This is a genomic window from Flavobacterium chungnamense, from assembly GCF_039539165.1.
GTDB lineage: Bacteria > Bacteroidota > Bacteroidia > Flavobacteriales > Flavobacteriaceae > Flavobacterium > Flavobacterium chungnamense.
Genome location: NZ_BAABCS010000004.1, coordinates 1 through 22,234 on the forward strand (window position 1 = coordinate 1; position 22,234 = coordinate 22,234).

Annotated in this window: 23 protein-coding genes; 13 read left to right on the forward strand and 10 right to left on the reverse strand. The window is 30.8% G+C overall.

All coding sequences use genetic code 11. The features are described from left to right. Window positions 1-239: 239 nt before the first annotated feature. From ABD771_RS02275 to ABD771_RS02290, 4 genes are read right to left on the reverse strand one after another with little or no spacing between them, the layout of a single operon-like run. Window positions 240-956, reverse strand: coding sequence for a CREC-EF hand family protein (locus ABD771_RS02275; RefSeq protein ID WP_345090072.1), 717 nt, complete (start codon window positions 954-956; stop codon window positions 240-242). A gap of 21 nt (window positions 957-977) precedes the next feature. Next, window positions 978-1,661 carry a hypothetical protein gene (locus tag ABD771_RS02280; RefSeq protein ID WP_345090075.1) on the reverse strand — a complete coding sequence of 228 codons (684 nt, stop codon included), beginning with the start codon at window positions 1,659-1,661 and terminating at the stop codon, window positions 978-980. Further along, a complete protein-coding gene (locus tag ABD771_RS02285) occupies window positions 1,662-4,079 on the reverse strand; it encodes a TonB-dependent receptor (protein ID WP_345090744.1) in 2,418 nt (805 codons plus the stop codon). It lies immediately after the preceding gene. A gap of 54 nt (window positions 4,080-4,133) precedes the next feature. Beyond that, window positions 4,134-5,825, reverse strand: coding sequence for a M23 family metallopeptidase (locus ABD771_RS02290; RefSeq protein WP_345090078.1), 1,692 nt, complete (start codon window positions 5,823-5,825; stop codon window positions 4,134-4,136). A gap of 193 nt (window positions 5,826-6,018) precedes the next feature. Here ABD771_RS02290 and ABD771_RS02295 point away from each other — a divergent pair, with 193 nt between their 5' ends. The 3 genes from ABD771_RS02295 to rny all read left to right on the forward strand — a co-directional run bounded on the left by ABD771_RS02295 (window position 6,019) and on the right by rny (window position 8,397). Beyond that, a complete protein-coding gene (locus tag ABD771_RS02295; protein WP_345090080.1) occupies window positions 6,019-6,309 on the forward strand; it encodes a hypothetical protein in 291 nt (96 codons plus the stop codon). 4 nt (window positions 6,310-6,313) lie between these two features. After that, window positions 6,314-6,607, forward strand: a complete 294-nt coding sequence (locus tag ABD771_RS02300) for a cell division protein ZapA (protein WP_345090083.1) — start codon at window positions 6,314-6,316, stop codon at window positions 6,605-6,607. 227 nt (window positions 6,608-6,834) lie between these two features. Beyond that, the gene (gene rny, locus ABD771_RS02305; protein ID WP_345090086.1) at window positions 6,835-8,397 is read left to right on the forward strand and encodes a ribonuclease Y; all 1,563 of its coding nucleotides are present in this window, start codon (window positions 6,835-6,837) and stop codon (window positions 8,395-8,397) included. A gap of 50 nt (window positions 8,398-8,447) precedes the next feature. Here the strand turns inward: rny and xerD are convergent, their stop codons facing one another. Then, window positions 8,448-9,344 (reverse strand): site-specific tyrosine recombinase XerD, encoded by an 897-nt coding sequence (gene xerD / locus ABD771_RS02310; RefSeq protein ID WP_345090089.1) that lies wholly within the window; start codon window positions 9,342-9,344, stop codon window positions 8,448-8,450. A gap of 112 nt (window positions 9,345-9,456) precedes the next feature. Next, complete coding sequence (locus tag ABD771_RS02315) at window positions 9,457-10,059, reverse strand: outer membrane beta-barrel protein (RefSeq protein WP_345090092.1); 603 nt, start codon at window positions 10,057-10,059, stop codon at window positions 9,457-9,459. A 189-nt stretch (window positions 10,060-10,248) separates the two neighbouring features. Here ABD771_RS02315 and ABD771_RS02320 point away from each other — a divergent pair, with 189 nt between their 5' ends. The 6 genes from ABD771_RS02320 to ABD771_RS02345 all read left to right on the forward strand — a co-directional run bounded on the left by ABD771_RS02320 (window position 10,249) and on the right by ABD771_RS02345 (window position 14,717). Next, window positions 10,249-10,809, forward strand: coding sequence for a porin family protein (locus ABD771_RS02320; protein ID WP_345090095.1), 561 nt, complete (start codon window positions 10,249-10,251; stop codon window positions 10,807-10,809). A gap of 72 nt (window positions 10,810-10,881) precedes the next feature. Beyond that, a complete protein-coding gene (gene aroQ / locus ABD771_RS02325; RefSeq protein ID WP_345090098.1) occupies window positions 10,882-11,301 on the forward strand; it encodes a type II 3-dehydroquinate dehydratase in 420 nt (139 codons plus the stop codon). Between the two features lie 128 nt (window positions 11,302-11,429). Next, entirely contained in the window at window positions 11,430-11,606 is a 177-nt protein-coding gene (locus ABD771_RS02330) for a GxxExxY protein (protein ID WP_345090747.1), read from the forward strand. Continuing rightward, window positions 11,593-11,745: a GxxExxY protein gene (locus ABD771_RS02335; RefSeq protein WP_345090100.1), complete on the forward strand. Its 153-nt coding sequence runs from the start codon at window positions 11,593-11,595 to the stop codon at window positions 11,743-11,745. Before ABD771_RS02330 ends, ABD771_RS02335 begins: the two co-directional genes overlap by 14 nt. A gap of 98 nt (window positions 11,746-11,843) precedes the next feature. Next, window positions 11,844-14,318 (forward strand): DUF5686 and carboxypeptidase regulatory-like domain-containing protein, encoded by a 2,475-nt coding sequence (locus ABD771_RS02340; protein WP_345090102.1) that lies wholly within the window; start codon window positions 11,844-11,846, stop codon window positions 14,316-14,318. A gap of 75 nt (window positions 14,319-14,393) precedes the next feature. Further along, window positions 14,394-14,717, forward strand: a complete 324-nt coding sequence (locus tag ABD771_RS02345) for a hypothetical protein (RefSeq protein WP_345090105.1) — start codon at window positions 14,394-14,396, stop codon at window positions 14,715-14,717. A gap of 39 nt (window positions 14,718-14,756) precedes the next feature. On the opposite strand, the gene ABD771_RS02350 is transcribed toward ABD771_RS02345, so the two are convergent. From ABD771_RS02350 to ABD771_RS02365, 4 genes are all read right to left on the reverse strand, one after another. Then, window positions 14,757-15,524: a sulfite exporter TauE/SafE family protein gene (locus tag ABD771_RS02350; protein WP_345090108.1), complete on the reverse strand. Its 768-nt coding sequence runs from the start codon at window positions 15,522-15,524 to the stop codon at window positions 14,757-14,759. Window positions 15,525-15,592: 68 nt separating this feature from the next. After that, the gene (gene murA / locus ABD771_RS02355) at window positions 15,593-16,900 is read right to left on the reverse strand and encodes a UDP-N-acetylglucosamine 1-carboxyvinyltransferase (RefSeq protein WP_345090111.1); all 1,308 of its coding nucleotides are present in this window, start codon (window positions 16,898-16,900) and stop codon (window positions 15,593-15,595) included. 77 nt (window positions 16,901-16,977) lie between these two features. Next, a complete protein-coding gene (locus ABD771_RS02360) occupies window positions 16,978-17,703 on the reverse strand; it encodes a DUF4290 domain-containing protein (protein ID WP_298306662.1) in 726 nt (241 codons plus the stop codon). Between the two features lies 1 nt (window position 17,704). Beyond that, window positions 17,705-17,989 carry a DUF493 family protein gene (locus ABD771_RS02365; RefSeq protein WP_298306661.1) on the reverse strand — a complete coding sequence of 95 codons (285 nt, stop codon included), beginning with the start codon at window positions 17,987-17,989 and terminating at the stop codon, window positions 17,705-17,707. Between the two features lie 283 nt (window positions 17,990-18,272). Between ABD771_RS02365 and ABD771_RS02370 the strand changes: the two genes are divergently transcribed. The 4 genes from ABD771_RS02370 (at window position 18,273) to fmt (ending at window position 22,224) form a co-directional block, all read left to right on the forward strand. Then, a complete protein-coding gene (locus ABD771_RS02370; RefSeq protein WP_345090116.1) occupies window positions 18,273-18,809 on the forward strand; it encodes an AAA family ATPase in 537 nt (178 codons plus the stop codon). After that, entirely contained in the window at window positions 18,810-19,304 is a 495-nt protein-coding gene (locus ABD771_RS02375) for a MepB family protein (RefSeq protein WP_345090119.1), read from the forward strand. A 77-nt stretch (window positions 19,305-19,381) separates the two neighbouring features. After that, window positions 19,382-21,277, forward strand: coding sequence for a RecQ family ATP-dependent DNA helicase (locus ABD771_RS02380; RefSeq protein WP_345090122.1), 1,896 nt, complete (start codon window positions 19,382-19,384; stop codon window positions 21,275-21,277). Continuing rightward, window positions 21,277-22,224: a methionyl-tRNA formyltransferase gene (gene fmt / locus ABD771_RS02385; protein ID WP_345090125.1), complete on the forward strand. Its 948-nt coding sequence runs from the start codon at window positions 21,277-21,279 to the stop codon at window positions 22,222-22,224. The genes ABD771_RS02380 and fmt overlap by 1 nt, the downstream gene beginning before the upstream one ends. Window positions 22,225-22,234 lie beyond the last annotated feature (10 nt).

Genomic DNA, 22,234 nt, shown 5'->3' on the forward strand with positions numbered 1-22,234 from the left:
TTGCTTACAATTTTGCTGAGAAAAAACCATCTTTAAAAAACAACTTTGTAGATACTAAACAATTAATTCTTTTTCAATAATTTTATGTCGAACTCACGTTAAATATTAATTATTCTTACTGAAGCTAACCAATAAAATTTACGTCATGATAAATCTAATTGTAAAAATCGTTGTTACTGCTTTAAAAATCGTTGTTAGTTATTTGTTCTAAATTTAATGATAAATTATTTTATTTACTTTTAAATCGGATTATACTCCACTACTTTCAAGTCTTTTGAAAGTAAATCAACATATTGATAATGTACTTTATCATCTTTATCAAAGGCACCATTTTTATTGATGTCTTCTATTGTTCTGAAGTATAATCTGTTTTGTGAATCAATCACATTCCAATCTATAAACTCTTGAAATTCAACAGAAAGTTTTTTAAAGTTACTTCCATCGATAGTACTAATATACAAATCTTTGATGTCGTTACTATCAAGTTTTCCGTCTTTATTAGAATCCATATCTTCAAGAACATAAACTAAAAATTGCTTTTTTGTTTTATCAGCAATCGATTTCAAATAGGTTACTCGCTCTATTAAAACAGGTTTGTCGGTTAAAATTTTTAATGAATCTGAACCAATTTGCTGGAATTTAAAATTACTTAAATAACCTGTAATTTCGTATTCATTAGAATTAGAAACCACAAAACTTTCTCTTTCTGAACTCGAATATTTTGTTTTAGATGTTCCATTAGCAACGGTAAACTCACCAATTGGAAATAACAAAACCGAAGTTCCTTCCATCTGAACAGGTAAATCAGCAACTAATATTTTAGAAGTATCAATCTTTGGTTCTGAACGCTCTTTAGAAGTATTTTCGTAAATTACTTTAGGCTTTTCTATTTCTTCTTTACAACCAACTAAAATTATGATTAATGTAAGGACACTATATTTTGAGAAATTTTTCATTTTAACAATATTTAATCTTTATCAAAGATATGATTTTTGATTGTATTTTCTATTTCTATTGAATTTTAGTAGTACAAAAATATTTAGAATTATAATTCCTAAATAAGCTAAATATAAAAACCACACTTTTTTATAAAATGAAAGCAATAATTCATTTTTCTCTTTTTCTTTTTCTTCTGCTTCTATCTTTAAAGTTTCTAAATGAGTGTAAAAACTTGTACCACAGTTTACTATTATATGTTCTTTCTCTCTTTGATTAGCTTTTTCTTTTCTTTGATTACCATTTAAAATCCATAAATAATTTTGATATTCAATATAAGTTGGAGTTTTTTCAGATTGTAAAATATCTAATATTCTAATATAAACTTCATAAGTCATTTTTTTACCAAGTTGAAGTTTAATTCCATTGATAGTGTCTTTAAATTTATTTTGAATTTTAAGAGACTTTTGAAAATTTATTAAATTATTTTTCTCCTTTTCTAATGTATTATTAAAAACAAATATTTTATAATTTCTTAAATTAAGAAAATCAAATTCATTTAATATTTCATAATAAGATTTTTTGTCAGCAAGACCTAACTCTATACACGAATATTCCTTAAAAGAATTACTAAAGTATAAAAACCACAAAAATAGAATTGGCAAAACCACCAAAGAAATCATTCCAGGAACATAAAAAATCTTTCTATGTTTCTTGAAACTCATTTACAATCTTGCAGTCAACTTCACATTAAAAACTCTCGTTGTCATATAATTTGGAATTCCGTATTGATTTTTGGTATAAGCATCACGAACCCAAGTGTTGGTTATCGCGTTTTGATTGTTGAACAAATTAAATGCTTCTACTCCTAATGATAATTCTTTAAACTTTTTTAACCAATGTCCATCTGGTTTTAAATCATTTTTTTCGGTAAACGAATAGAAAAATCCAACATCTGCTCTACGATAATCTCTCAAACGACTTTGATATTGATACACATCAGCATAAGATGGTGAACCACCTGGAAGTCCTGTATTGTAAACCAAATTCAAATACAATTTCACGTTAGGAATGTTTGGCATATAATCTTGAAATAAAATACCAAATTTTAAACGTTGATCCGTCGGACGAGCGATATTTCCTTTATTATCTTGATTTTCTTCTGTTTTTAAATATCCAAAACTAAACCACGATTCTGTTCCTGGGACAAACTCACCATTTAATCTGCAATCAAATCCGTAAGCATAAGCCGTAGCATCATTATTGGCTCTATAACGAATTCTCACATTCTCTAAAGTGTAAGTATTAACGTCGTTCATAGTTTTATAAAATGCCTCTGAAACCAATTTGAATTTACGATTCCACATTTTAAAATTGTAGTCATTTCCTACTACAAAATGAATTGACTGTTGTGCCTTTACATCTGATTGAACTGCTCCATTTTGTTCACGCAATTCTCTATAAAATGGCGGTTGATAGTAAAATCCTGTTGAGAAACGAAAAATCATGTCCTTATCCCAATCAGGCTTGAGTGAAATTTGAGCTCTCGGACTAAAAACCGTTTGACTCGAAGATGAAATATTATCACCAGAAACCATCCAATTGTGTGTTCTAACACCTGCGTTTAAAAACAATTGACTGTTTCCAAGTGTCGTTTTTGTATTCCATTGCGCAAAAGCTGAAATTCTATCAATGTTTACAAAATTAAGCGCTCTTACATTTTGAAAAGGTACTAAAGGACCAACATAAGGATTGTAAGGTTGATCATTAGGAATATCGATTATTGGTGGATTAATAGAAAATCCAGCCGAATCGATAACTTCCCATTCAACTATTCTATCTCGAATATTTTCGCGTGTATATTTTACACCCCAATCTATTTGATATTTCTTTTTAACGTTGTGACTTCCTTTTACTTCTGCATTAATTATAAGCGCATCCAAATCATTTCTTGCATGATTCAATTGTGAACCAACAGCGCGATTGAAAGTTACATCACCAAAAGTTTCAGAACCAATATTACTGTCAACTTCTCCTAAAAAATAAGCCGCATCAATGTCATAATATTCTTGCTCTTGAGTAAGATATGCCGAAGCTATAAATTTGTAGGTATTGTCATCATTTGATTTGAAAGTAGATTTTATAGCTCCAAAATACGTTTGGTATTGATCTTCTTCTTGACCTTCATAAAAAACTTGCAACGCAATAGGATCGCTCAAAGTTCCGAAATTGGTTTGACGTGTTAATGGTTGGTAACTGTATTTATTTTGAGCAATATTTCCTAAGAAACTCCATTGCCATTTTGCAGAAGCATCATAATTCACAACCGTTTGTACATCGGCAAAAGTAGGTCTATAATTACTTTCAGTTTCTTGACTGTTAACCAAAAGTGAATTGTCTCTGTAACGAATACCAGTCATGGCACTCCATTTTTTATTTTTAGAAACACCTTCAGCTGAAATGCTTCCACCAAGGAAACTTGCTTCTAGTGAAGCAGCAAATTTTGTAGGTTTTCTATACGTAATATCTAAAACAGAAGACATTTTGTCTCCAAATTTAGCTTGAAATCCACCAGCAGAAAATTCTATATTTTGAATTAAATCAGTGTTAGTAAAACTCAATCCTTCTTGCTGACCTGAGCGTACCAAAAAAGGTCGATAAATTTCTACTTCATTTACATAAACCAAATTTTCATCATAATTTCCACCCCTAACAGAGTAGGCAGAACTTAGTTCCGTACTTGAAGTAACACCTTGCAATGTTTTAATCACACTTTCTATTCCACCAGACAAACTTGGATTTCTTCTAATAACTTCTGGCTCAATACTTATAATTCCTTGCGCTCTTCCTCTATTATTAGAAATAATAACCTCATCCAATTGAGCATTTTTAGAACTCATAACAGGATTATATTCAACGATATCATTCGCTTTTAATTGAAATGTTGCTGTAATATTTTTTAAAGAAACGTGTGTATAAACCAAAACTACTTTTTGATTAGCCGGTATGGTGATTACATAAAAACCTGTTTTATTAGTAACCACAGATTGGCTTTGATAACTAACATTAACTCCTTCAACAGGATTATTGTTTTCATCTAAAACTAAACCCGTAACTTTTGCAGTTTGCCCTGAAGACACCATGGAAAATAGAAAAAAAACTAGGTATATAAATTTATTAATTGCTTTCAAGTGATATTATTTTTTTTGACTTCTGTTAAACTGAGTTTCAAAGATAGTAGAATTTCCAACATTATCTGTTACAACAACTTTCAATTTATTGCTTCCTTCTAGTAATAAATCGTCGTTAAAAACGTGAGTCAAGCGCTTTAACTTTGATTCATATTCAAATAAAACCCATTTATCATTGATGTAACCATTATAGGTTTTAACGCCAGACAAATCATCAGAAATCGTTACGTTGATACTTTTTTGATTTGTAATCCATTTACCTTCAATGCTTTTTGACATACTTATTTTTGGAGCAGTTATGTCTTTTGCTAATGTAAATTGTCCCAAATTCCTTGTTTTACAAGTAAACGTATTATCTACAAGTTTTGTTGTGATGAATCCTAATTTAGTTCCGTTTACTGTTGCGATAAACATTTTTTTCTTTTCTTCTTCTGAAGATTTAGTGTCTTCGATAGAAATTGTAAAATTGCTATGTGCAGGAACGGTATCATCATGAAGGAAAAGTGTGTTGTTTTTCACATCAAAATTTAGATAAAAATCTTCATAGAACGTCCCAGCTGGAAAATAAACAGAAAAATTATCCTTTTCAAAATTGGATTCTACTTTAGATTTTACCAAATACTTGGTCACTTTAGTATCTTCATTAATAAGAGCTGGCTTTGCAGAATATTTTACAGGAATTGAAATAACAGTTTTGTTTATAAAGAAATCTGACACTTCAATACGTTGAATTTCTGAGGTATTTGGCACAATGTTTAATATTCCATTTTCATAATTTTGATAAATATTACTCCAAGGAAATGGATTTTTCATAAAAAGCTTTTGTACTCTTTGATGCATCTTCTTATATCTCGAATAATCAATAAATGCATTAATATATTTAGCTTCATCAAAAACCATGGTATCAAATTCAAATCCAAAAATAACCTTCCCATTAGATATCAATTGAGTTTTGTAAATACCATTTGCATTATATGATACATTATCATTATCTACTGCAATAATTCCAAATCCAATTTTACCACTTGCAAAAACTTGTTGCGCTAAATATGTACCATCTGATTGAAGAGACAAATTAAGAAGAACTGGTCTTTTAGACTCATTTACTACTGCTGAATTATCTAAAGGATAAACCAAAAGACTTGAAACAGTTGGATTTTTTGTGTCTTGAGTTTGTATACCAAAAAACAATGGATTTATAATTTTCTCTGTTTTATTATCTCTAAACTCAAAATGTAAATGTGGTCCTTCTGAACCTCCTGTATTTCCTGAAAGTGCTATTATATCATTCTTTTTTACAGGCATTTCACCTGGCTTAAAAAAAGCTTCTATTTCATAACTTTTTTCAGCATATTGCAATGCAACTATTTTTTCTTGAATACTTCCAATAGCTTTTTGCAAATGACCATAAACAGATGTGTAACCATTAGGATGAGTTATGTAGATTGCTTTGCCATATCCTGCAGTAGAAACTTTGATTCTAGAAACATAACCATCAGCAACGGCATAAACATTTAGACCTTCTTTTTGATTGGTTTTAAAATCAAATCCAGCGTGAAAGTGATTTGGACGTAGCTCCCCAAAATTTCCAGACAATTGCAATGGAATATCTAAAGGTGATCTGAAGTAATCTTTTGGATACTCATTTTGGGCAAACGAAAAAATCGAAAACAAGAAAATAAGTGGGATATATTTCATTCTATATGGTTTTTTGCTAAAGTATAAAAAACTTTATAATTACAAAAAAAATACCACAAACAGATTTATAACTAACTATTTTACAAAATATTAGAAATGATTAAAAAAATAAATTTAATTTTTAACGAAAAATATTGCTTTAATAGATTAGGAATTATAAATTTGTAAGATTAAGTAATGAATAGTGTCATAAATGAGTGAAATTGCAGAAATAATTGATACTCTTGAGAATAAAATTCAAAAATTGTTTAAAAGGATAAACGATTTAGAAGAAAAAAATCAAGTGTTGCAACAAGAAATCAAGATTTCTGTACAATCACATCAAAATCAAACTTTGACGTATGAGTCGTTAAAAAAAGATTTTGAATCATTAAAAATGACCAATTCGTTACTAGGCAGTGAAGATTATAAAAGAGAAACGAAGCTTAAAATAAATTCATTAATTCGCGAAATTGATTATTGTATAGCCCAACTTGCAGATTAAAACTATGGATGAAAAGCTTAAAATTAAAATATCAATTGCTGACAGAGTTTATCCGTTAACGGTAAATATGCAGCAAGAGGAGGCTATGAGAAGCGCTTCTAAAAAGATAGATTTAATGATTAAGCAATTTGAAGAGAATTATGCTGTTAGAGATAAACAAGATGTTTTGGCAATGTGCGCTTTACAATTTGCATCACAATTAGAGCAAAAAAAAGTGGACAATGCTATCGACGGAACAGAATCAATAGAACGATTAACAAAAATCAATAGCCTTTTAGACGACTATCTCAATAAATAATAAGTTACAAGAAAAAACGTTCTTTTAAATAAACTAAAAATACTGCCTACATTAGTTCATTTTTGGTAAACTCAACACTAACAAATTAAAATGAGTAAATCTTCGCTACTATAGTAAGCCCATTAGGTTGGGAAACTTGAACCGCGAGTTAACTCAAAACTTGTCCTTACGAGTTTATACAAGCAATTAATGTAGGTTTTTTTTATATATAAATTTTTTACACAACCATGGACATAGTATCAATAATTATCGGCGTAATAGTTGGAATAGCTGGAGGTTTTGCAATAGCAAAAATGCTCGAAAAAAGTAACGTTTCTAACCTAATAAAAAACGCAAAAAAAGAGGCATCATCAATATTGAAAGATGCTAATTTAGAAGCAGAGAATATCAAGAAAGACAAATTATTACAAGCAAAAGAAAAATTTCTTGAATTAAAATCTGAGCATGAAAAGGAGATTTTATCGAAAGATAAAAAAATGGCAGAAGTTGAAAAAAGAATTCGAGATAAAGAATCACAAGTTTCAAGTGAATTAGCTAAAGCTAAAAAAATAAATGATGATTTTGAAGCTAAAACTGTAGAATATACTTCTAAAATTGAAATGCTCGACAAAAAGCATCAAGAAGTAGAAAAAATGCACAAAAGTCAAGTTGAACAGCTTGAGGTAATCTCTGGACTTTCGGCAGAAGAAGCTAAAGAACAATTAGTTGAAAACTTGAAAGCTGAAGCTAAAACTAAAGCAATGGCTCACATTCAAGAAACCATTGAGGAAGCCAAACTTACTGCTGCACAAGAAGCTAAAAAAGTAATCATCAATACTATTCAGCGAGTAGGAACAGAAGAAGCCGTGGAAAATTGTGTATCTGTCTTCAACATAGAATCTGATGATGTAAAAGGAAGAATCATTGGTCGTGAAGGAAGAAACATTAGAGCACTAGAAGCTGCAACTGGCGTAGAAATAATTGTTGATGATACTCCAGAAGCAATTATACTTTCTTGTTTTGATCCAGTTAGAAGAGAAATTGCTCGTTTGTCTCTTCATAAGCTTGTTACTGACGGACGTATTCACCCTGCTAGAATTGAAGAAGTTGTTGCTAAAACAACAAAACAAATTGATGATGAAATCATTGAAGTTGGTAAGCGTACTGTAATTGATTTAGGTATTCATGGATTACATCCTGAACTGATTAAAATTGTAGGTAGAATGAAATATCGTTCTTCTTACGGTCAAAACTTGCTACAACACTCTCGCGAAGTGTCAAAACTTTGTGGAATAATGGCAGCTGAATTAGGTTTAAACGTTAAACTTGCTAAACGTGCTGGTCTACTTCACGATATTGGTAAAGTACCCGATGCAGAAAGTGATTTACCTCACGCATTACTTGGTATGCAATGGGCTGAAAAATTTGGTGAAAAAGAAGAGGTTTGTAACGCTATTGGAGCACACCACGACGAAATTGAAATGAAATATTTAATTTCACCTATAATCCAAGTTTGTGATGCTATTTCTGGAGCAAGACCCGGAGCAAGAAGACAAGTATTAGATTCTTACATCCAACGTTTAAAAGACTTAGAAGAAATTGCTTTTGGATTTAATGGTGTAAAAAATGCTTACGCTATTCAAGCTGGACGTGAACTTCGTGTTATTGTAGAAAGTGAAAAAGTTAGTGATGATATGGCGTCGAATCTATCATTTGAAATATCACAAAAAATTCAAACAGAAATGACTTATCCTGGTCAAGTGAAAATTACTGTTATTAGAGAAACTCGTGCAGTTAATATTGCTAAATAAATATTATTTATTTTTATTTATAAAAAGCTTGTTATCAAACAAGCTTTTTTTTATTTTCTAGGATGAAAACTATTCATTATCTGAGTCAAATGCTTTCTATCTAGATGCACATAAATCTCTGTAGTAGTTATTGATTCATGCCCTAGCATTAGTTGAATAGCGCGCAAATCAGCACCATTTTCAAGTAAATGGGTAGCAAAAGAATGTCTAAAAGTATGTGGGCTTATAGATTTATTCAGATTAATCTTGACTGCTAAATCTTTAATAATAGTAAAAATCATCGCTCTTGTAAGTTGTCTTCCTCTTCTATTGAGAAACAAAGTATCTTCATGTCCTTTATTTATAGTAAGGTGATTTCTTACAAGGTCTTTGTAAAGCAAAATAAACTTTTGTGTAACATTACTAATAGGAACAAATCGTTGTTTATTCCCTTTTCCTGTTATTTTAATAAAACCTTCGTCAAAAAATAAATCGGAAATTTTAAGATTAACTAATTCGGAAACTCTCAATCCACAACCATATAGTGTTTCAAGCATTGCTCTGTTTCTTTCACCTTCTGGTTTAGATAGATCAATTGCCTCTATAAGTGCGTCAATATCTTGAATTGATAAAGTATCTGGAAGCTTTCTACCTAATCTTGGAGCTTCTATTAACTCCATAGGATTGTCAGAGCGATAATCTTCAAATATTAAATAGGAAAAAAAACTCTTTAAACCCGAAATTATTCTCGCTTGAGAACGAGCATTAACTTCTTTTGAAATTGTATAAATAAATTGTTGAATGGTTTCTTCAGATATTTTGACTGGAGAAACATCAACAGCGTTTTCTTCAAGAAACAAGCAAAGTCGTTCTATATCAAAAGTATAATTGTCAATAGTGTTTTTTGACAATCCTCTTTCAATTTTTAAATACGACTGATAACTTTTAATAAAGGTTTTCCAATTCATTATTCAAATATATTGGAAAAATTCTGAAATTGAAAAGATTATGAAACTAGTTCAGAATAAAAAAAAACCTCACCAAAGTGAGGTTTTCTATAATTTAAATCTAAAATTTAGATTAGAATTTGTAGTTAACTCCGAAAGATACTGCTCTCCAGTCTCCACCAAAAGAAAATGCTGTAACATTCTCAGCACCAGTTACGTCAGCTTTTGCAGAAGCAAAGTTCAAAACAGCAACACCAGCTTCGATAGAGAAGTTAGAAGATACGAAATAGTTCATACCTAAACCTAAACCAGCACCAAATCCGTTTACTTTAAATTCTGGAGTTGATAAGTTATCAGTTGTAGAAACATACTCAGCACCAAGTTCTCCAAATAAAGAGAATTTAGAAGCTGGAGTAAAGTAATATCTACCTGCTAAACCGAAAGATACAGATGAATCATCTTGAGTATCAACACCATTAACATCAGCTTTGTCAGAAGCGAATCCAACTTTAAGACCAACTGAGATGTTTTCAGTTACGAAATAGTTTACTTGAGGAGCAATTTCGAAAGAACTAGTTTTTTCGTCATTGTTTTTGTTGTTAGTACTTCCAAGAGAAAATGCACCTGTTACAAATACATCACCTTTAGAAAAACCTTCAGAAGATTCTTTTTTGTCTTGAGCGTTAGCAAATCCGAAAGCGAATACTGCAGCTACTGTTAAAATAATTTTTTTCATGTTTTATTTTGTTTAAAATTAATAGGGCAAAGTTAAACCTATTCTCTTTTTATTCATTTATATTAACATTTAGAGTTATCAACATAGTTATTAACAATTTCAATCGCAAAAGGTTTTGACACACAATAACTTATAAACAATTTCGTTAATAACTAAAATCAAGTCTCATTTTATAATCATACTTTTTTTATGCTGAAACACAAAAAAAACGTCGTATTAGTAGTAATTGCATTACTTTTTGGTTCAAAAAGTATTGCTCAAGAAACATCCTTTGCAAAAGTTGGACTTAAAGCCGGAATCAACTATGCCAATTACACTAGCTCAGAAGTTAATACCGATGCCATTACCAATTTTCACGCAGGATTACTTGTAGAATTAAAAATTTTCAAAAATTTTTCACTTCAACCTGAACTACTTTATTCTACTCAAGGCGCAAGTCTAAAGAATCTTAATGAGGAATTTAAAAACGAATTGGGTTATATTTCAATTCCAGCATTAGCTAAATTCTATCTTACAGACCATTTAAGTATGGAACTTGGACCGCAAGCATCATTTTTATTAAGCGAAAGAAATGAAGTTAAAGCAGGAGATTCAAACACCTTTGATTTTGCTGTTGCAGGTGGTATAAGCTATAAATTTGGAAAACATTTCTTCGTTCAAGGAAGATATGGATTAGGGTTAACAGAACCAAAACGTGATGCCGATGTAAAGAATAGTGTAGTTCAAGCATCACTAGGTTACCTTTTTTAAAAATATCATAAACTTTTCTAAAACCGCTTATTTATATGAGCGGTTTTTTTACTTTTACATAAACCTATTTATATGAAGATTATCATTATCAACGGCCCAAATCTAAATCTCCTAGGAAAAAGAGAACCCGAAGTTTATGGAAATGAAACCTTTGAAGAGTATTTCAATCAATTAAAATATAAATATCCTTCTATTGATTTAAGTTATTATCAAAGTAATATAGAAGGTGAATTAATTTCAAAAATTCAAGAGGTTGGTTTTTCTTATGATGGTATAATTTTGAATGCAGCAGCCTATACTCATACTTCAATAGGAATAGGCGATGCTTTAAAAGCAATAACTTCACCATCAATAGAAGTTCATATCTCTAATACCTTTTCGAGAGAAACTTTCAGACATCAATCTTTTATCTCACCAAATGCAAAGGGAGTTATTATTGGCTTTGGACTGAAGAGTTACGAATTGGCTTTGCAAAGTTTTTTATTACACTAATAACAAAAAATTTACACAGAGGACTCAGAGGTTTCACAGAGTGTAATATAATGTTGTTCAATATAAAAACAAACATTGATGATAATTAATTAACAGATAAAATTATAGGTTGTGCAATTGAAGTCCATATAACACTTGGACCAGGATTATTAGAATCTGCCTATCAACAATGTTTGTTTTATAAACTAAGAGAGCAAGGTATTTGGGTTGAAAAAGAGATAAGTTTACCAATTATCTACAAAGAAATAAAAATAGATCATGGTTATAGAATTGATTTATTAGTAGAAAATAATGGGAATTTATAGAGAAACAGTTGAAAAATTTACAGATGTTCATAGTGCACAAATATTAACGCACATGAGATTAGGAGAATATTCTACAGGATTATTAATAAATTTCAATACAAAACTTTTGAAAGATGGATTAAAACGATTTATAATTTAAAAAAAACTCTGTGAGACCTCTGCGTTCTCTGTGCAAATTTAAAACAACCATACAACCTTTTCACATTAATAATCGTCTATAAATTAAACACCATACAAATGAAAAAAATTACCTCTATCCTATTCTTATTGTTTTCAATCTTAAGCTTTTCACAAATTAAAGGAACTGTTACTGACTCTAATGGTAAACCCATGTCTTTTGTTAATATATATGTAAAAGATACCTACATAAGTACTACTTCTAATGAAGAAGGTAAGTATGAACTGAATCTAAAAACAACTGGCTCTTATGTTATTTTGTATCAATACCTTGGTTATAAGACTGAAAAAAAAGTAGTTGAAATTGAAAAAATTGCACAAACAGTAGATGTCACTTTAGTAGAGGAGGAAATTAAACTTAATGAAGTTGTAATTAATCCAAATGTAAATCCTGCTATTGAGATTATTAAAAATGCTATTGCAAATCGTAAGGAAAACTCAAAACTAACAGAGAAATACAATGCTGACTTCTATTCGAGAGGTATTTTTAGAGTAAAGAATCTACCTAAAACTATATTGGGACAAAAATTAGATTTCTTTGATGAAGTAATAGATTCAACAAGAAGTGGAATTTTATATTTATCTGAAACCGTTTCGAAAATTACTTTTCAAAAACCAGACAAATTAAAAGAGACTATCATTGCATCAAAAGTAAGCGGAAATGATAATGGATTTAGTTTCAATAATGCAGCACAAGCCAACTTTGACTTCTATGAAAATTATTTAGATTTTGATGTAAAAGTAATTTCTCCAATTGCAGATAATGCATTTAATTACTACAAATATAAATTTGAAGGTTCCTTTGCTGATGAAAACAATAAAGTAATTAATAAAATCAAAGTTACACCCAAAAGGACATCCGAACCAGCTATGGAAGGATACCTATATATAGTAGACGAATCGTATGCCATTTATGCTGTAGATTTATCTATAACTGGTAGTCAAATGCAAAATCCTGCATTGAATAAATTAACTTTAAAACAAAATTATAGTTTCAATACAAAAACTAAAATCTGGACAAAAAACACCCAAACCATTGACTTTGAAGCTGGAATGTTAGGCATAAACATAAACGGAACGTTTACTCATGTTTTTTCAAATTTTGAATTCCCACAGAAATTTGAAAAGAAAACCTTTACAGCTGAAGTGCTAAAATTTGAAGAAAACGCCAATAAAAAAGAAGATGCTTTTTGGGAAACCATCAGGCCAGTCCCATTAACTGTTGAAGAAAGCACGGATTATACTAAAAAAGATATTCTTCAAACTAAAAAGAAATCTGAAAAATATTTAGATTCTATTGACGGAAAGAGAAACAAATTTAAATTTACCGATATCATTACTGGATATAGCTATTCTAATTCCTTTAAAAAATGGTCTTTAAATTATGACGGCCCTTTACTTTCAACATCGTTCAACACAGTTCAAGGTTGGAAAACTCAAATTGGATTTTCATTCAATAAAAGAGATGAAGAAAAAAGAAGTTTTACAAGAATAGCTACAAAATTAGATTATGGTTTTTCAGAAAATCAGTTGCGTGCAACCGGAATGTTTTATCATAAGTTTAATAATACCAACGATAGTTACATAAATATATCTGGAGGAAGTGCTGTAAACCAATTCAATTCGAGCAACCCAATTTCTAATAGTGTTAATTCAATTAGTAGTCTATTTTTCAAAAACAACTTTATGAAATTGTATGAAAAGAATTTTGTTTCAGCCAATTTTGGACGTGAAGTAGTTAATGGATTAAACTTAAATGTAGGTTTAGAATATTCAGAAAGAAAACCTTTGTGGAATAATTCTGATCAAAGTTCTGTAAAAACATCAGACGTTTATTCTTCAAATAATCCATTAGCTCCATTTGATTTTATAACACCAGCTTTTGAGAAATACAATTTAATGAAAGCCTCTGTTAATACAAGAATTAAATTTGGACAAAAATATTGGACTAGACCGGATGGAAAGTTTAACATTGGAAATGAAAAGTCACCAACATTGTATTTTGGTTATGAAAAAGGATTTTCGGCTTCAGAAAAGAAATATGAATATGATTTCCTTAGCGGAAGAATTACACATGATTTATCTATTGGAAATAAAGGTGACATGAAATTAAATTTAAAAGCCGGTAAGTTTTTCAATGCAGAAAATATAGCTTTTGTTGATTACAAACACTTTAACGGAAATCAAACACACATAACTGGTGGAGATGGTTATACAAATGTTTTTAATAATTTACCGTATTACAAAGCAAGTACAAATGATAGCTTTTTAGAATTTCATGCCGAGCACAATGACAAAGGATATATTATGAATAAAATCCCATTGCTAAATAAATTAGGTTCGCAATTGGTTTTGGGATTTCATAACTTATCAGTTCCAGACAGAAAGCCTTATCAAGAATTTTCTATCGGTTTAGATAATTTAGGTTTTGGAAAATTCAGAATGTTTCGTGTAGACTACGTTCGTTCCTATCAAAATGGTTATCAAGGTGATGCAGTTATTTTTGGTCTAAAATTTTTGAATATCGTTGAATAATAATATAATAGGTTTTTCGTTTAATTTAAAACTAAATGAATAAAAAAAATACTATTATTTATTGTCTTAGCTGTATTGACCTTTTCAATTATTGGTCTAAAACCAATAGATACTTCAAAAGAAAACAGTATTGAAGTCGTAGGAATTATTAAATCGGTTTCTGAAGGTGGCGCGAAAGATTTAGTGTTTGAAATAGAAAACAGCGAAATTACATATTACATCAATCGCGGTTTAGAAAACGGATTCTATTTAGATAAATCCAAAAGTGATTTTATTGGAAAAAAAGTGACTTTAAATTATGCAAAAAGTTGGACACCATTAGCGCCATTTGGAACTACTTGCAAGCACATTACTCAAATTTCCATAGATAACAAAGAAGTTTATTCGGAATTTGAATAACTCTAAATTAAATCCCAAGATTAATCATTTTGGGATTTTTTATTTAAAAAAAACATCATATCCAAATCTAATCAGTGTTCCAATCACTACAATCAAAAAGAAGATTCTTATAAATCCGTTTCCTTTTTTGATGGCCAATTTAGCTCCAATAAAACCACCAAGTGCATTACAAACCGCCATTGGAATCGCAATTGCCCATATAATTTTACCTTTTAATACGAAAAGACAAATCGAACCAAAATTGGTTGCCAAATTCACCATTTTAGCATTGGCAGAAGCGTGAAGAAAATCGAAACCAAGAATGGCTACAAATCCAAGAACTAAAAAACTCCCTGTTCCCGGACCAATGAATCCATCGTAGAAACCAATTACGATACTCATCAATATTCCATAAAAAAGTAAATCATTTTCTGATAAATTCTTTACTTTATGGCTACCAAAATTCTTTTTCATAAAAGTGTAAATCGCTATCAAAATCAAAACAACGAAAAGCAATGGTTTCATAAAATCACTACTAACATAAGTCAAAAGTGTTGAACCCAAAAATGCCGAAATAAATGCTACAATTGCCATGATTATTAGCAATTTCCAATTCATAGTTACTTTTTTCAAATATTGTCTTGCTGCGAACGAAGTTCCGCTAAACGCAGGAATTTTCAACGAACCAATAATAGAAGAAACAGCAACATTGGGCAATAAAATCAGAGCCACTGGAGTTTGAATCAATCCGCCACCGCCAACAATAGCATCGACAAATCCTGCGAAGAAAGAGGCTATGCAAAGAAGTATGATTATATAGGTTTCCATAGTTGTAAAATGAAAAGAGGCACAATTTGCGCCTCTATTTTCTATATTCTTTTTTCTATATTCTAAAATTATACACGAACAATATTTGCACCTAAAGCTCTCAATCGTTCGTCAATTCTTTCGTAACCTCTATCAATTTGCTCAATATTTTGAATTGTTGAAGTTCCTTTAGCAGAAAGTGCAGCAATTAATAACGAAATTCCGGCTCTAATATCTGGCGAACTCATAACTGTAGCTTTCAATTGCGATTTAAAATTATGTCCCATAACCACAGCTCTGTGCGGATCACATAACATAATTTTGGCACCCATATCAATCAATTTATCCACAAAGAACAAACGACTTTCAAACATTTTTTGATGAATCAATACATCACCATTTGCTTGTGTAGCAACTACTAAAACAATACTCAATAAATCAGGCGTAAATCCTGGCCATGGCGCATCAGCAATAGTCAAAATAGAACCATCAATATCGGTTTTTACTTCGTAGTTTTCATGCGTTGGAATATAAATATCGTCACCGCGTCTTTCAAGCGTAATTCCTAATTTTCTAAACACACTCGGAATTACACCTAAGTTATCCCAAGATACATTTTTAATTGTAATTTCACTTCTTGTCATCGCCGCAAGACCAATCCAAGAACCAATTTCAATCATATCTGGAAGAATTCTGTGTTCGCATCCTCCTAAACTTTCAACTCCTTCAATAACTAATAAATTTGAACCAACACCTTTAATGTTTGCTCCCATTGAGTTCAACATTTTACACAATTGTTGCAAATAAGGTTCGCAAGCAGCATTATAAATTGTTGTTGTTCCTTCAGCTAAAACAGCAGCCATAACAATATTGGCAGTTCCTGTTACAGAAGCTTCATCTAGCAACATGTAGGCACCTTTTAATTTTCCATCAACTTCAACACCATAAAAATGGTCTTCTCTTTCATAACGGAATTTTGCACCAAGATTTATAAATCCTTCAAAGTGAGTATCTAACCTTCTTCTTCCAATTTTATCGCCACCTGGTTTTGGAATATAACCACAACCAAAACGTGCCAATAATGGACCAACAATCATAATAGAACCTCTCAAACTTCCGCCTTCTTTCTTGAAAGCTTCTGTTTTTAAGTAGTCAACATTTACTTCGTCGGCTTGAAAAGTATAATCTCCAGGACCATTTTTTTGGATTTTAACTCCTAAATTTCCTAATAATGTAATCAATTTATTGACATCAATGATATCAGGAATGTTTGTAACTCTTACTTTTTCTGATGTTAATAAAGCAGGACATAAAACTTGCAATGCTTCATTTTTTGCTCCTTGTGGTGTAACATCACCTTTTAGTCTAATGCCTCCTTCAATTTGAAAAGTTCCCATTTTTTTCTGTATAATGTAAAATTGTATAATGTATACTGCAAAATCGATTTACAATTTTGCAGTATACATTATACAAATTAAGGTTTTGGATTATTATTATTTTTTATAAAAGGTTTTTTACCAGGAATTGGTTTTTTGAACCCTTGAATTTTCATGTTTTTTTGTTGTAATTGTGATTTGTTTGAAACCTTTTTGTTAGTTCTAATCAAATCATTTGTAGTCGAAAGTTCTTCTTCGCTTCCTGTTAGATTGATTCTTCCATCAGATAATTCGAAAAGATGTTCAAAAATTACGGCATCAGTCACAGTATCTTTATTCCAACTCAAATACGATTTTTTCATGTGATTGGCAATTACTTTTACCAATGCACTTTTCATCTCGCCTTCCTCCCATTTGTTGGCAACTTCTATCATGTATTTGATATTATTACCATAAAAACGATACTTTGGGTTTTTCTGTGGATACGCTAATCGTTCTGGTTTCAAATTGATTACATCACGCGTCGGAATTGGATAAGGTGAATCTACATCCAATTTGAAATCGGACATAATAAAAATTTGATCCCACAATTTGTGCTGAAAATCTGGAACATCACGCAAATGCGGATTCAAACTTCCCATCACTTGAATGATGTATTTTGCCGCTTTGTTACGTTCCGTTTTGTCTTCAATTGCCACAGCCAAGTCAATCAATTTTTGCAAATGACGACCATACTCTGGAATGATTAAATGCGAACGCTCTGCGTTGTATTCTAAATTGAATACCACATCGTTAGCATTTTCTTTTATATATTTTGGTACCATATTAAAATGAAATTATTCCTTCAATCGAAGAAACTTCTATGTATTTCTCAACCACATCTGCTGGCGATTCCATCATTACATTGATAGAAACACTCGTATATTTTCCTGCTTTAGATTGATGTGTTTTTATTACTGCGCCCATATTGTCAAAAGCATTTTCAACTTCTTCAATTTTTTTAGCATCAGTTGGCACAATAAATTTGTAAAGGTATTCTGTTGGCCACTCAGAAGTATTTCCCAATTCTTCCTTCAGCCGAATGTAAAATTCTTCCGTCTTCTTATCCATTCTTGAAATTAAAATAAACGCAAATATACATTTTTGATATTACAATTTGTTTAGTTTTTAGTTTTTTTTAGGAGCGAATGGGTTGGGCTTTCTTGGTTTCCTTATTCCTGCTTTTCGTTTCAATCTTTTCTATAGTTGCCTTCGAGTGCCTCAGGCAACTATAGAAAAAATTTCCACTACAATCAGGGCTAGACAGTAATTGTATCGAATAGAAAATAAAATTTCAAAACAACCTCAATAATCTAAAACAATTCAATAAATTTGCTCCTTATTTCAAAAAAATTTGGAAAAAGAAATTGTAGTTATTATTGGCGGTCCTGGTACAGGAAAAACAACAATTATAGATAATTTATTATCGAAAGGACATTGTTGTTATCCTGAGGTTTCGCGCGAAATTATCAGCGAAGCACAAAAACAAGGTATTGAACAACTTTTTTTAGAAAAACCTCTACTTTTCAGCGAGTTACTTCTCGAAGGAAGAAAAAAACAATACCAAAATGCCAAAAATGAACCACACAAAACAGTCTTCCTAGACAGAGGAATTCCAGATGTTTTGGCTTACATGCATTATATTGGCGATAGTTATCCATCCTTTTTTGATCAAGCTTGTCGCGACCATAATTATGATAGAATTTTCATCCTTCCACCATGGGAAGAAATTTACGTTAGCGATGACGAGCGTTATGAAAACTACGAGCAAGCCAAATTAATCTACAATCATCTTGTAGAAACTTATGAAAAATACGGTTACCACTTAATCGAGGTTCCAAAAGGAACGGTTGAAGAACGTACAAACTTTATTTTACAATCATTACAATAAATGACGCTTCAAGAACTAGAAAAGGCTTCAAGCTTAGTTTTTGAAAAATTGGATTTAAAAATCCGTAATCCCATTATAGAAAAAGAAAGTCAAGAGTATTGCGCAGCTCAATTTGAACTCAACAATTCAAAAATAATTTTTCGAAAATCTAAAATCACACCAACTAAAATAGGACAATTCGTTACTTTATGGAAACGTATTAATGAAAAACCAATTCAACCGTATTCATCAACAGATAACTTTGACTTAGTGATTATTAATTGCGAAACTTCTAATCACTTTGGACAATTTGTTTTTCCGAAAACTATTTTAGAAGAAAAAGGATATCTTCAAAGTCAATCTAAAAAAGGAAAATTAGGATTTAGAGTTTACCCTTCTTGGGATAAAACTGAAAATAAACAAGCGCAACGAACTCAAAATTGGCAATTAAATTATTTTACAGAAACGCCAATTTCTATTTTGAAAATAAAAACGCTTTATTCAAAAAATCTGTAAGTTCAATTATATTTATTGTTTTTAGTACTTTTACGAAATATTCCTAATTTTAAATTCCTAATTCGTAATTGAATACAATGCCTAAACCATTAGAAATCCTTCAAAAATATTGGAATCACGATGCGTTTAGAACTCCGCAAGAAGACATAATTGCCTCCGTTTTAGCAGGAAAAGATACTTTTGGATTAATGCCAACTGGAGGTGGAAAATCAATTACATTTCAAGTTCCAGCCATGATGATGGAAGGCATTTGTTTGGTCATTTCGCCTTTAATTGCTTTAATGAAAGACCAAGTTCAAAATTTGCAAAACAAAGGAATTAAAGCTATTGCATTAACTGGCGGAATTGCATCAGATGAAATCATTGACTTATTAGATAATTGTCAATATGGAAATTATAAATTCCTCTATTTATCACCTGAACGATTGCAAAGCGATTGGATTTTAGAACGCATAAAAGGTCTTCCTATAAATTTAATCGCTATTGACGAAGCACATTGTGTATCGCAATGGGGACACGATTTTAGACCAGCCTATTTAAAAATTTCCAAACTCAAAGAATATTTTCCTAAAGTAGCTTTTTTGGCACTAACAGCTTCGGCAACTAAAAGAGTTCAGGAAGATATCATTACTCAATTACAACTTGAAAATCCTGCGATTTTTGTAAAATCATTTGCTAGAGAAAATTTGGCGTATATGGTTTTTAATGTAGAAGATAAATTGCATTTGATGGAGCAAATTTTGAAGAAAAATCCGCAGCCATCAATCATTTATGTTACCAATAGAAAATCATGTTCAGAAACTGTTAAGCAATTGGAATCTTTAGGATTTTCGGCAACTTATTATCATGGTGGTTTATCTTCAAAAGACAAAGAAAATCACATGAAACTTTGGATGGACGAGAAAGTACAAACCATAGTTGCCACCAACGCCTTCGGAATGGGAATTGATAAAGCTAATGTAAAAACGGTCATTCATTTACACATTCCACCCAATCTAGAAAACTATTATCAAGAAGCTGGACGCGCTGGAAGAAATGGCGAAAAAGCATTTGCAGTTTTATTAACCAATCCCTCCGATGTAATTCATGTTGAGGCGCAATTTCTTAGCATTTTATCAGATAAAGCATTCTTGAATTTGGTTTTTGTAAAACTTTGCAATTATTTCCAAATTGCTTATGGCGAAGGAATTGACGAAAAATTCAGTTTTAACATCAACCATTTTTGTACAAAATACAGCTTTCCTGTTCTAAAAGTTTATAATGCTTTACAATTTTTAGATGGACAAGGAATCATCAGTTTATCACAAGAGTTTACTGAAAAAATCACATTGCAATTTGTAATTCCGTCTAAAGAAGTGATTCGTTATATGAGTTTGAATCCGCAAGATGAGGAAGTTATTTTAACCATTTTACGAACTAATCCAGGAGTTTACGAATCACAATCGGTGATTAACATTTCTTTGATTGCGAAAAAATCCAATTGTGATGAAAGCAAAGTTTTAGCAATTCTTCACAAATTAAATGAAAAGCAAGTTATCGAATTGCATGCTAAAAACAATGATGCCACGCTTACATTCAATGAAGTTCGCGAAGATGAACGAACGATTAGTAGAGTTGTAAAATATCTTGAAGCTCAAAATCAACTTAAAACAGAGCAATTAAAATCAGTATTACATTATATAAAGGAAGAAAAAACTTGTAAGACTAAATTGCTTTTAGAATATTTTGGTGAAACAATCAAAAAAGATTGTGGTGTTTGCTCCTATTGTATTTCCAAAAAGAAAAACAAGACGGATACTTCAAGTTTATCAGATAAAATAATTGGTTTACTGAAAATTCAAGAAATGAGTTCGAGAGATATTCAAAAGTTGACTAAATATACAAAAGACGATGTTATCTTTGCACTTCAAAATTTAATGGAAAACGATACTATTATTGTTAAGACAAATAATTTATATTCGATAAAATCATAATGGAAAAATTAAGAATCGTTTTTATGGGAACTCCAGAATTTGCCGTCGGCATTTTGGATACCATAATTAAAAATAACTATGAGGTTGTTGGAGTTATAACCGCAGCCGACAAACCAGCAGGACGTGGACAAAAATTAAAATATTCTGCTGTAAAGGAATATGCTTTAGAAAATAATTTAAATTTATTGCAACCTACCAATTTAAAAGACGAAAGTTTTTTGGCAACATTAAAAAGTTTGAATGCCAATTTGCAAGTTGTTGTAGCTTTTAGAATGTTACCAGAAGTGGTTTGGAAAATGCCATCATTAGGAACCTTTAACTTACATGCCTCACTCCTACCTAATTATCGTGGAGCGGCACCAATTAATTGGGCAATTATAAATGGAGAAACTAAAACTGGAGTTACCACCTTTTTTATTGATGATAAAATTGATACTGGCGCCATGATTTTGAGCAAAGAAACTTCAATTTTATTTACAGAAAGCGCTGGAGAATTACATGACCGATTAATGACTATTGGAAGTCAAGCAGTAGTTGAAACATTAGCATTGATAGAAAAAGGAAATGTTGTTACTACAATTCAAACTGATTCTACAGAAATTAAGACTGCTTACAAATTAAATAAAGACAATTGCAAAATTGATTTTTCTATATCTGGTATTGAAATTTACAACTTAATTAGAGGATTATCTCCATATCCAAGTGCTTGGTGTTTCTTTAAAGACGGAACTGAAGAGTCGAATGTAAAACTATATGAAGCAAAATTGATTGAAGAATCGCATAATTTTGAAGTTGGAAGTATCATTACAACTAAGAAAGAAATCAAAATAGCTGTTAATAATGGATTTTTAGAAATCCTAAGTCTACAGTTTCCTGGAAAAAAGAGAATGAAAAGCTTCGAATTGTTAAACGGAATAACGTTTTCGACAGATGCAAAAGCGTTGTAAGGTGTTGCAA

Coding starts and splice junctions, on each gene's coding strand:
- ABD771_RS02335 (WP_345090100.1), top strand. CDS start 11,593: ATGGGAATTTATAGAGAAACAGTTGAAAAATTTACAGATGTTCATAGT.
- ABD771_RS02380 (WP_345090122.1), top strand. CDS start 19,382: ATGCCTAAACCATTAGAAATCCTTCAAAAATATTGGAATCACGATGCG.
- ABD771_RS02350 (WP_345090108.1), bottom strand. CDS start 15,524: ATGGAAACCTATATAATCATACTTCTTTGCATAGCCTCTTTCTTCGCA.
- rny (WP_345090086.1), top strand. CDS start 6,835: ATGGACATAGTATCAATAATTATCGGCGTAATAGTTGGAATAGCTGGA.
- fmt (WP_345090125.1), top strand. CDS start 21,277: ATGGAAAAATTAAGAATCGTTTTTATGGGAACTCCAGAATTTGCCGTC.
- ABD771_RS02375 (WP_345090119.1), top strand. CDS start 18,810: ATGACGCTTCAAGAACTAGAAAAGGCTTCAAGCTTAGTTTTTGAAAAA.
- ABD771_RS02290 (WP_345090078.1), bottom strand. CDS start 5,825: ATGAAATATATCCCACTTATTTTCTTGTTTTCGATTTTTTCGTTTGCC.
- ABD771_RS02280 (WP_345090075.1), bottom strand. CDS start 1,661: ATGAGTTTCAAGAAACATAGAAAGATTTTTTATGTTCCTGGAATGATT.
- ABD771_RS02360 (WP_298306662.1), bottom strand. CDS start 17,703: ATGGTACCAAAATATATAAAAGAAAATGCTAACGATGTGGTATTCAAT.
- aroQ (WP_345090098.1), top strand. CDS start 10,882: ATGAAGATTATCATTATCAACGGCCCAAATCTAAATCTCCTAGGAAAA.
- ABD771_RS02315 (WP_345090092.1), bottom strand. CDS start 10,059: ATGAAAAAAATTATTTTAACAGTAGCTGCAGTATTCGCTTTCGGATTT.
- ABD771_RS02295 (WP_345090080.1), top strand. CDS start 6,019: ATGAGTGAAATTGCAGAAATAATTGATACTCTTGAGAATAAAATTCAA.
- ABD771_RS02300 (WP_345090083.1), top strand. CDS start 6,314: ATGGATGAAAAGCTTAAAATTAAAATATCAATTGCTGACAGAGTTTAT.
- xerD (WP_345090089.1), bottom strand. CDS start 9,344: ATGAATTGGAAAACCTTTATTAAAAGTTATCAGTCGTATTTAAAAATT.
- murA (WP_345090111.1), bottom strand. CDS start 16,900: ATGGGAACTTTTCAAATTGAAGGAGGCATTAGACTAAAAGGTGATGTT.
- ABD771_RS02340 (WP_345090102.1), top strand. CDS start 11,844: ATGAAAAAAATTACCTCTATCCTATTCTTATTGTTTTCAATCTTAAGC.
- ABD771_RS02285 (WP_345090744.1), bottom strand. CDS start 4,079: ATGGTGTCTTCAGGGCAAACTGCAAAAGTTACGGGTTTAGTTTTAGAT.
- ABD771_RS02365 (WP_298306661.1), bottom strand. CDS start 17,989: ATGGATAAGAAGACGGAAGAATTTTACATTCGGCTGAAGGAAGAATTG.
- ABD771_RS02275 (WP_345090072.1), bottom strand. CDS start 956: ATGAAAAATTTCTCAAAATATAGTGTCCTTACATTAATCATAATTTTA.
- ABD771_RS02320 (WP_345090095.1), top strand. CDS start 10,249: ATGCTGAAACACAAAAAAAACGTCGTATTAGTAGTAATTGCATTACTT.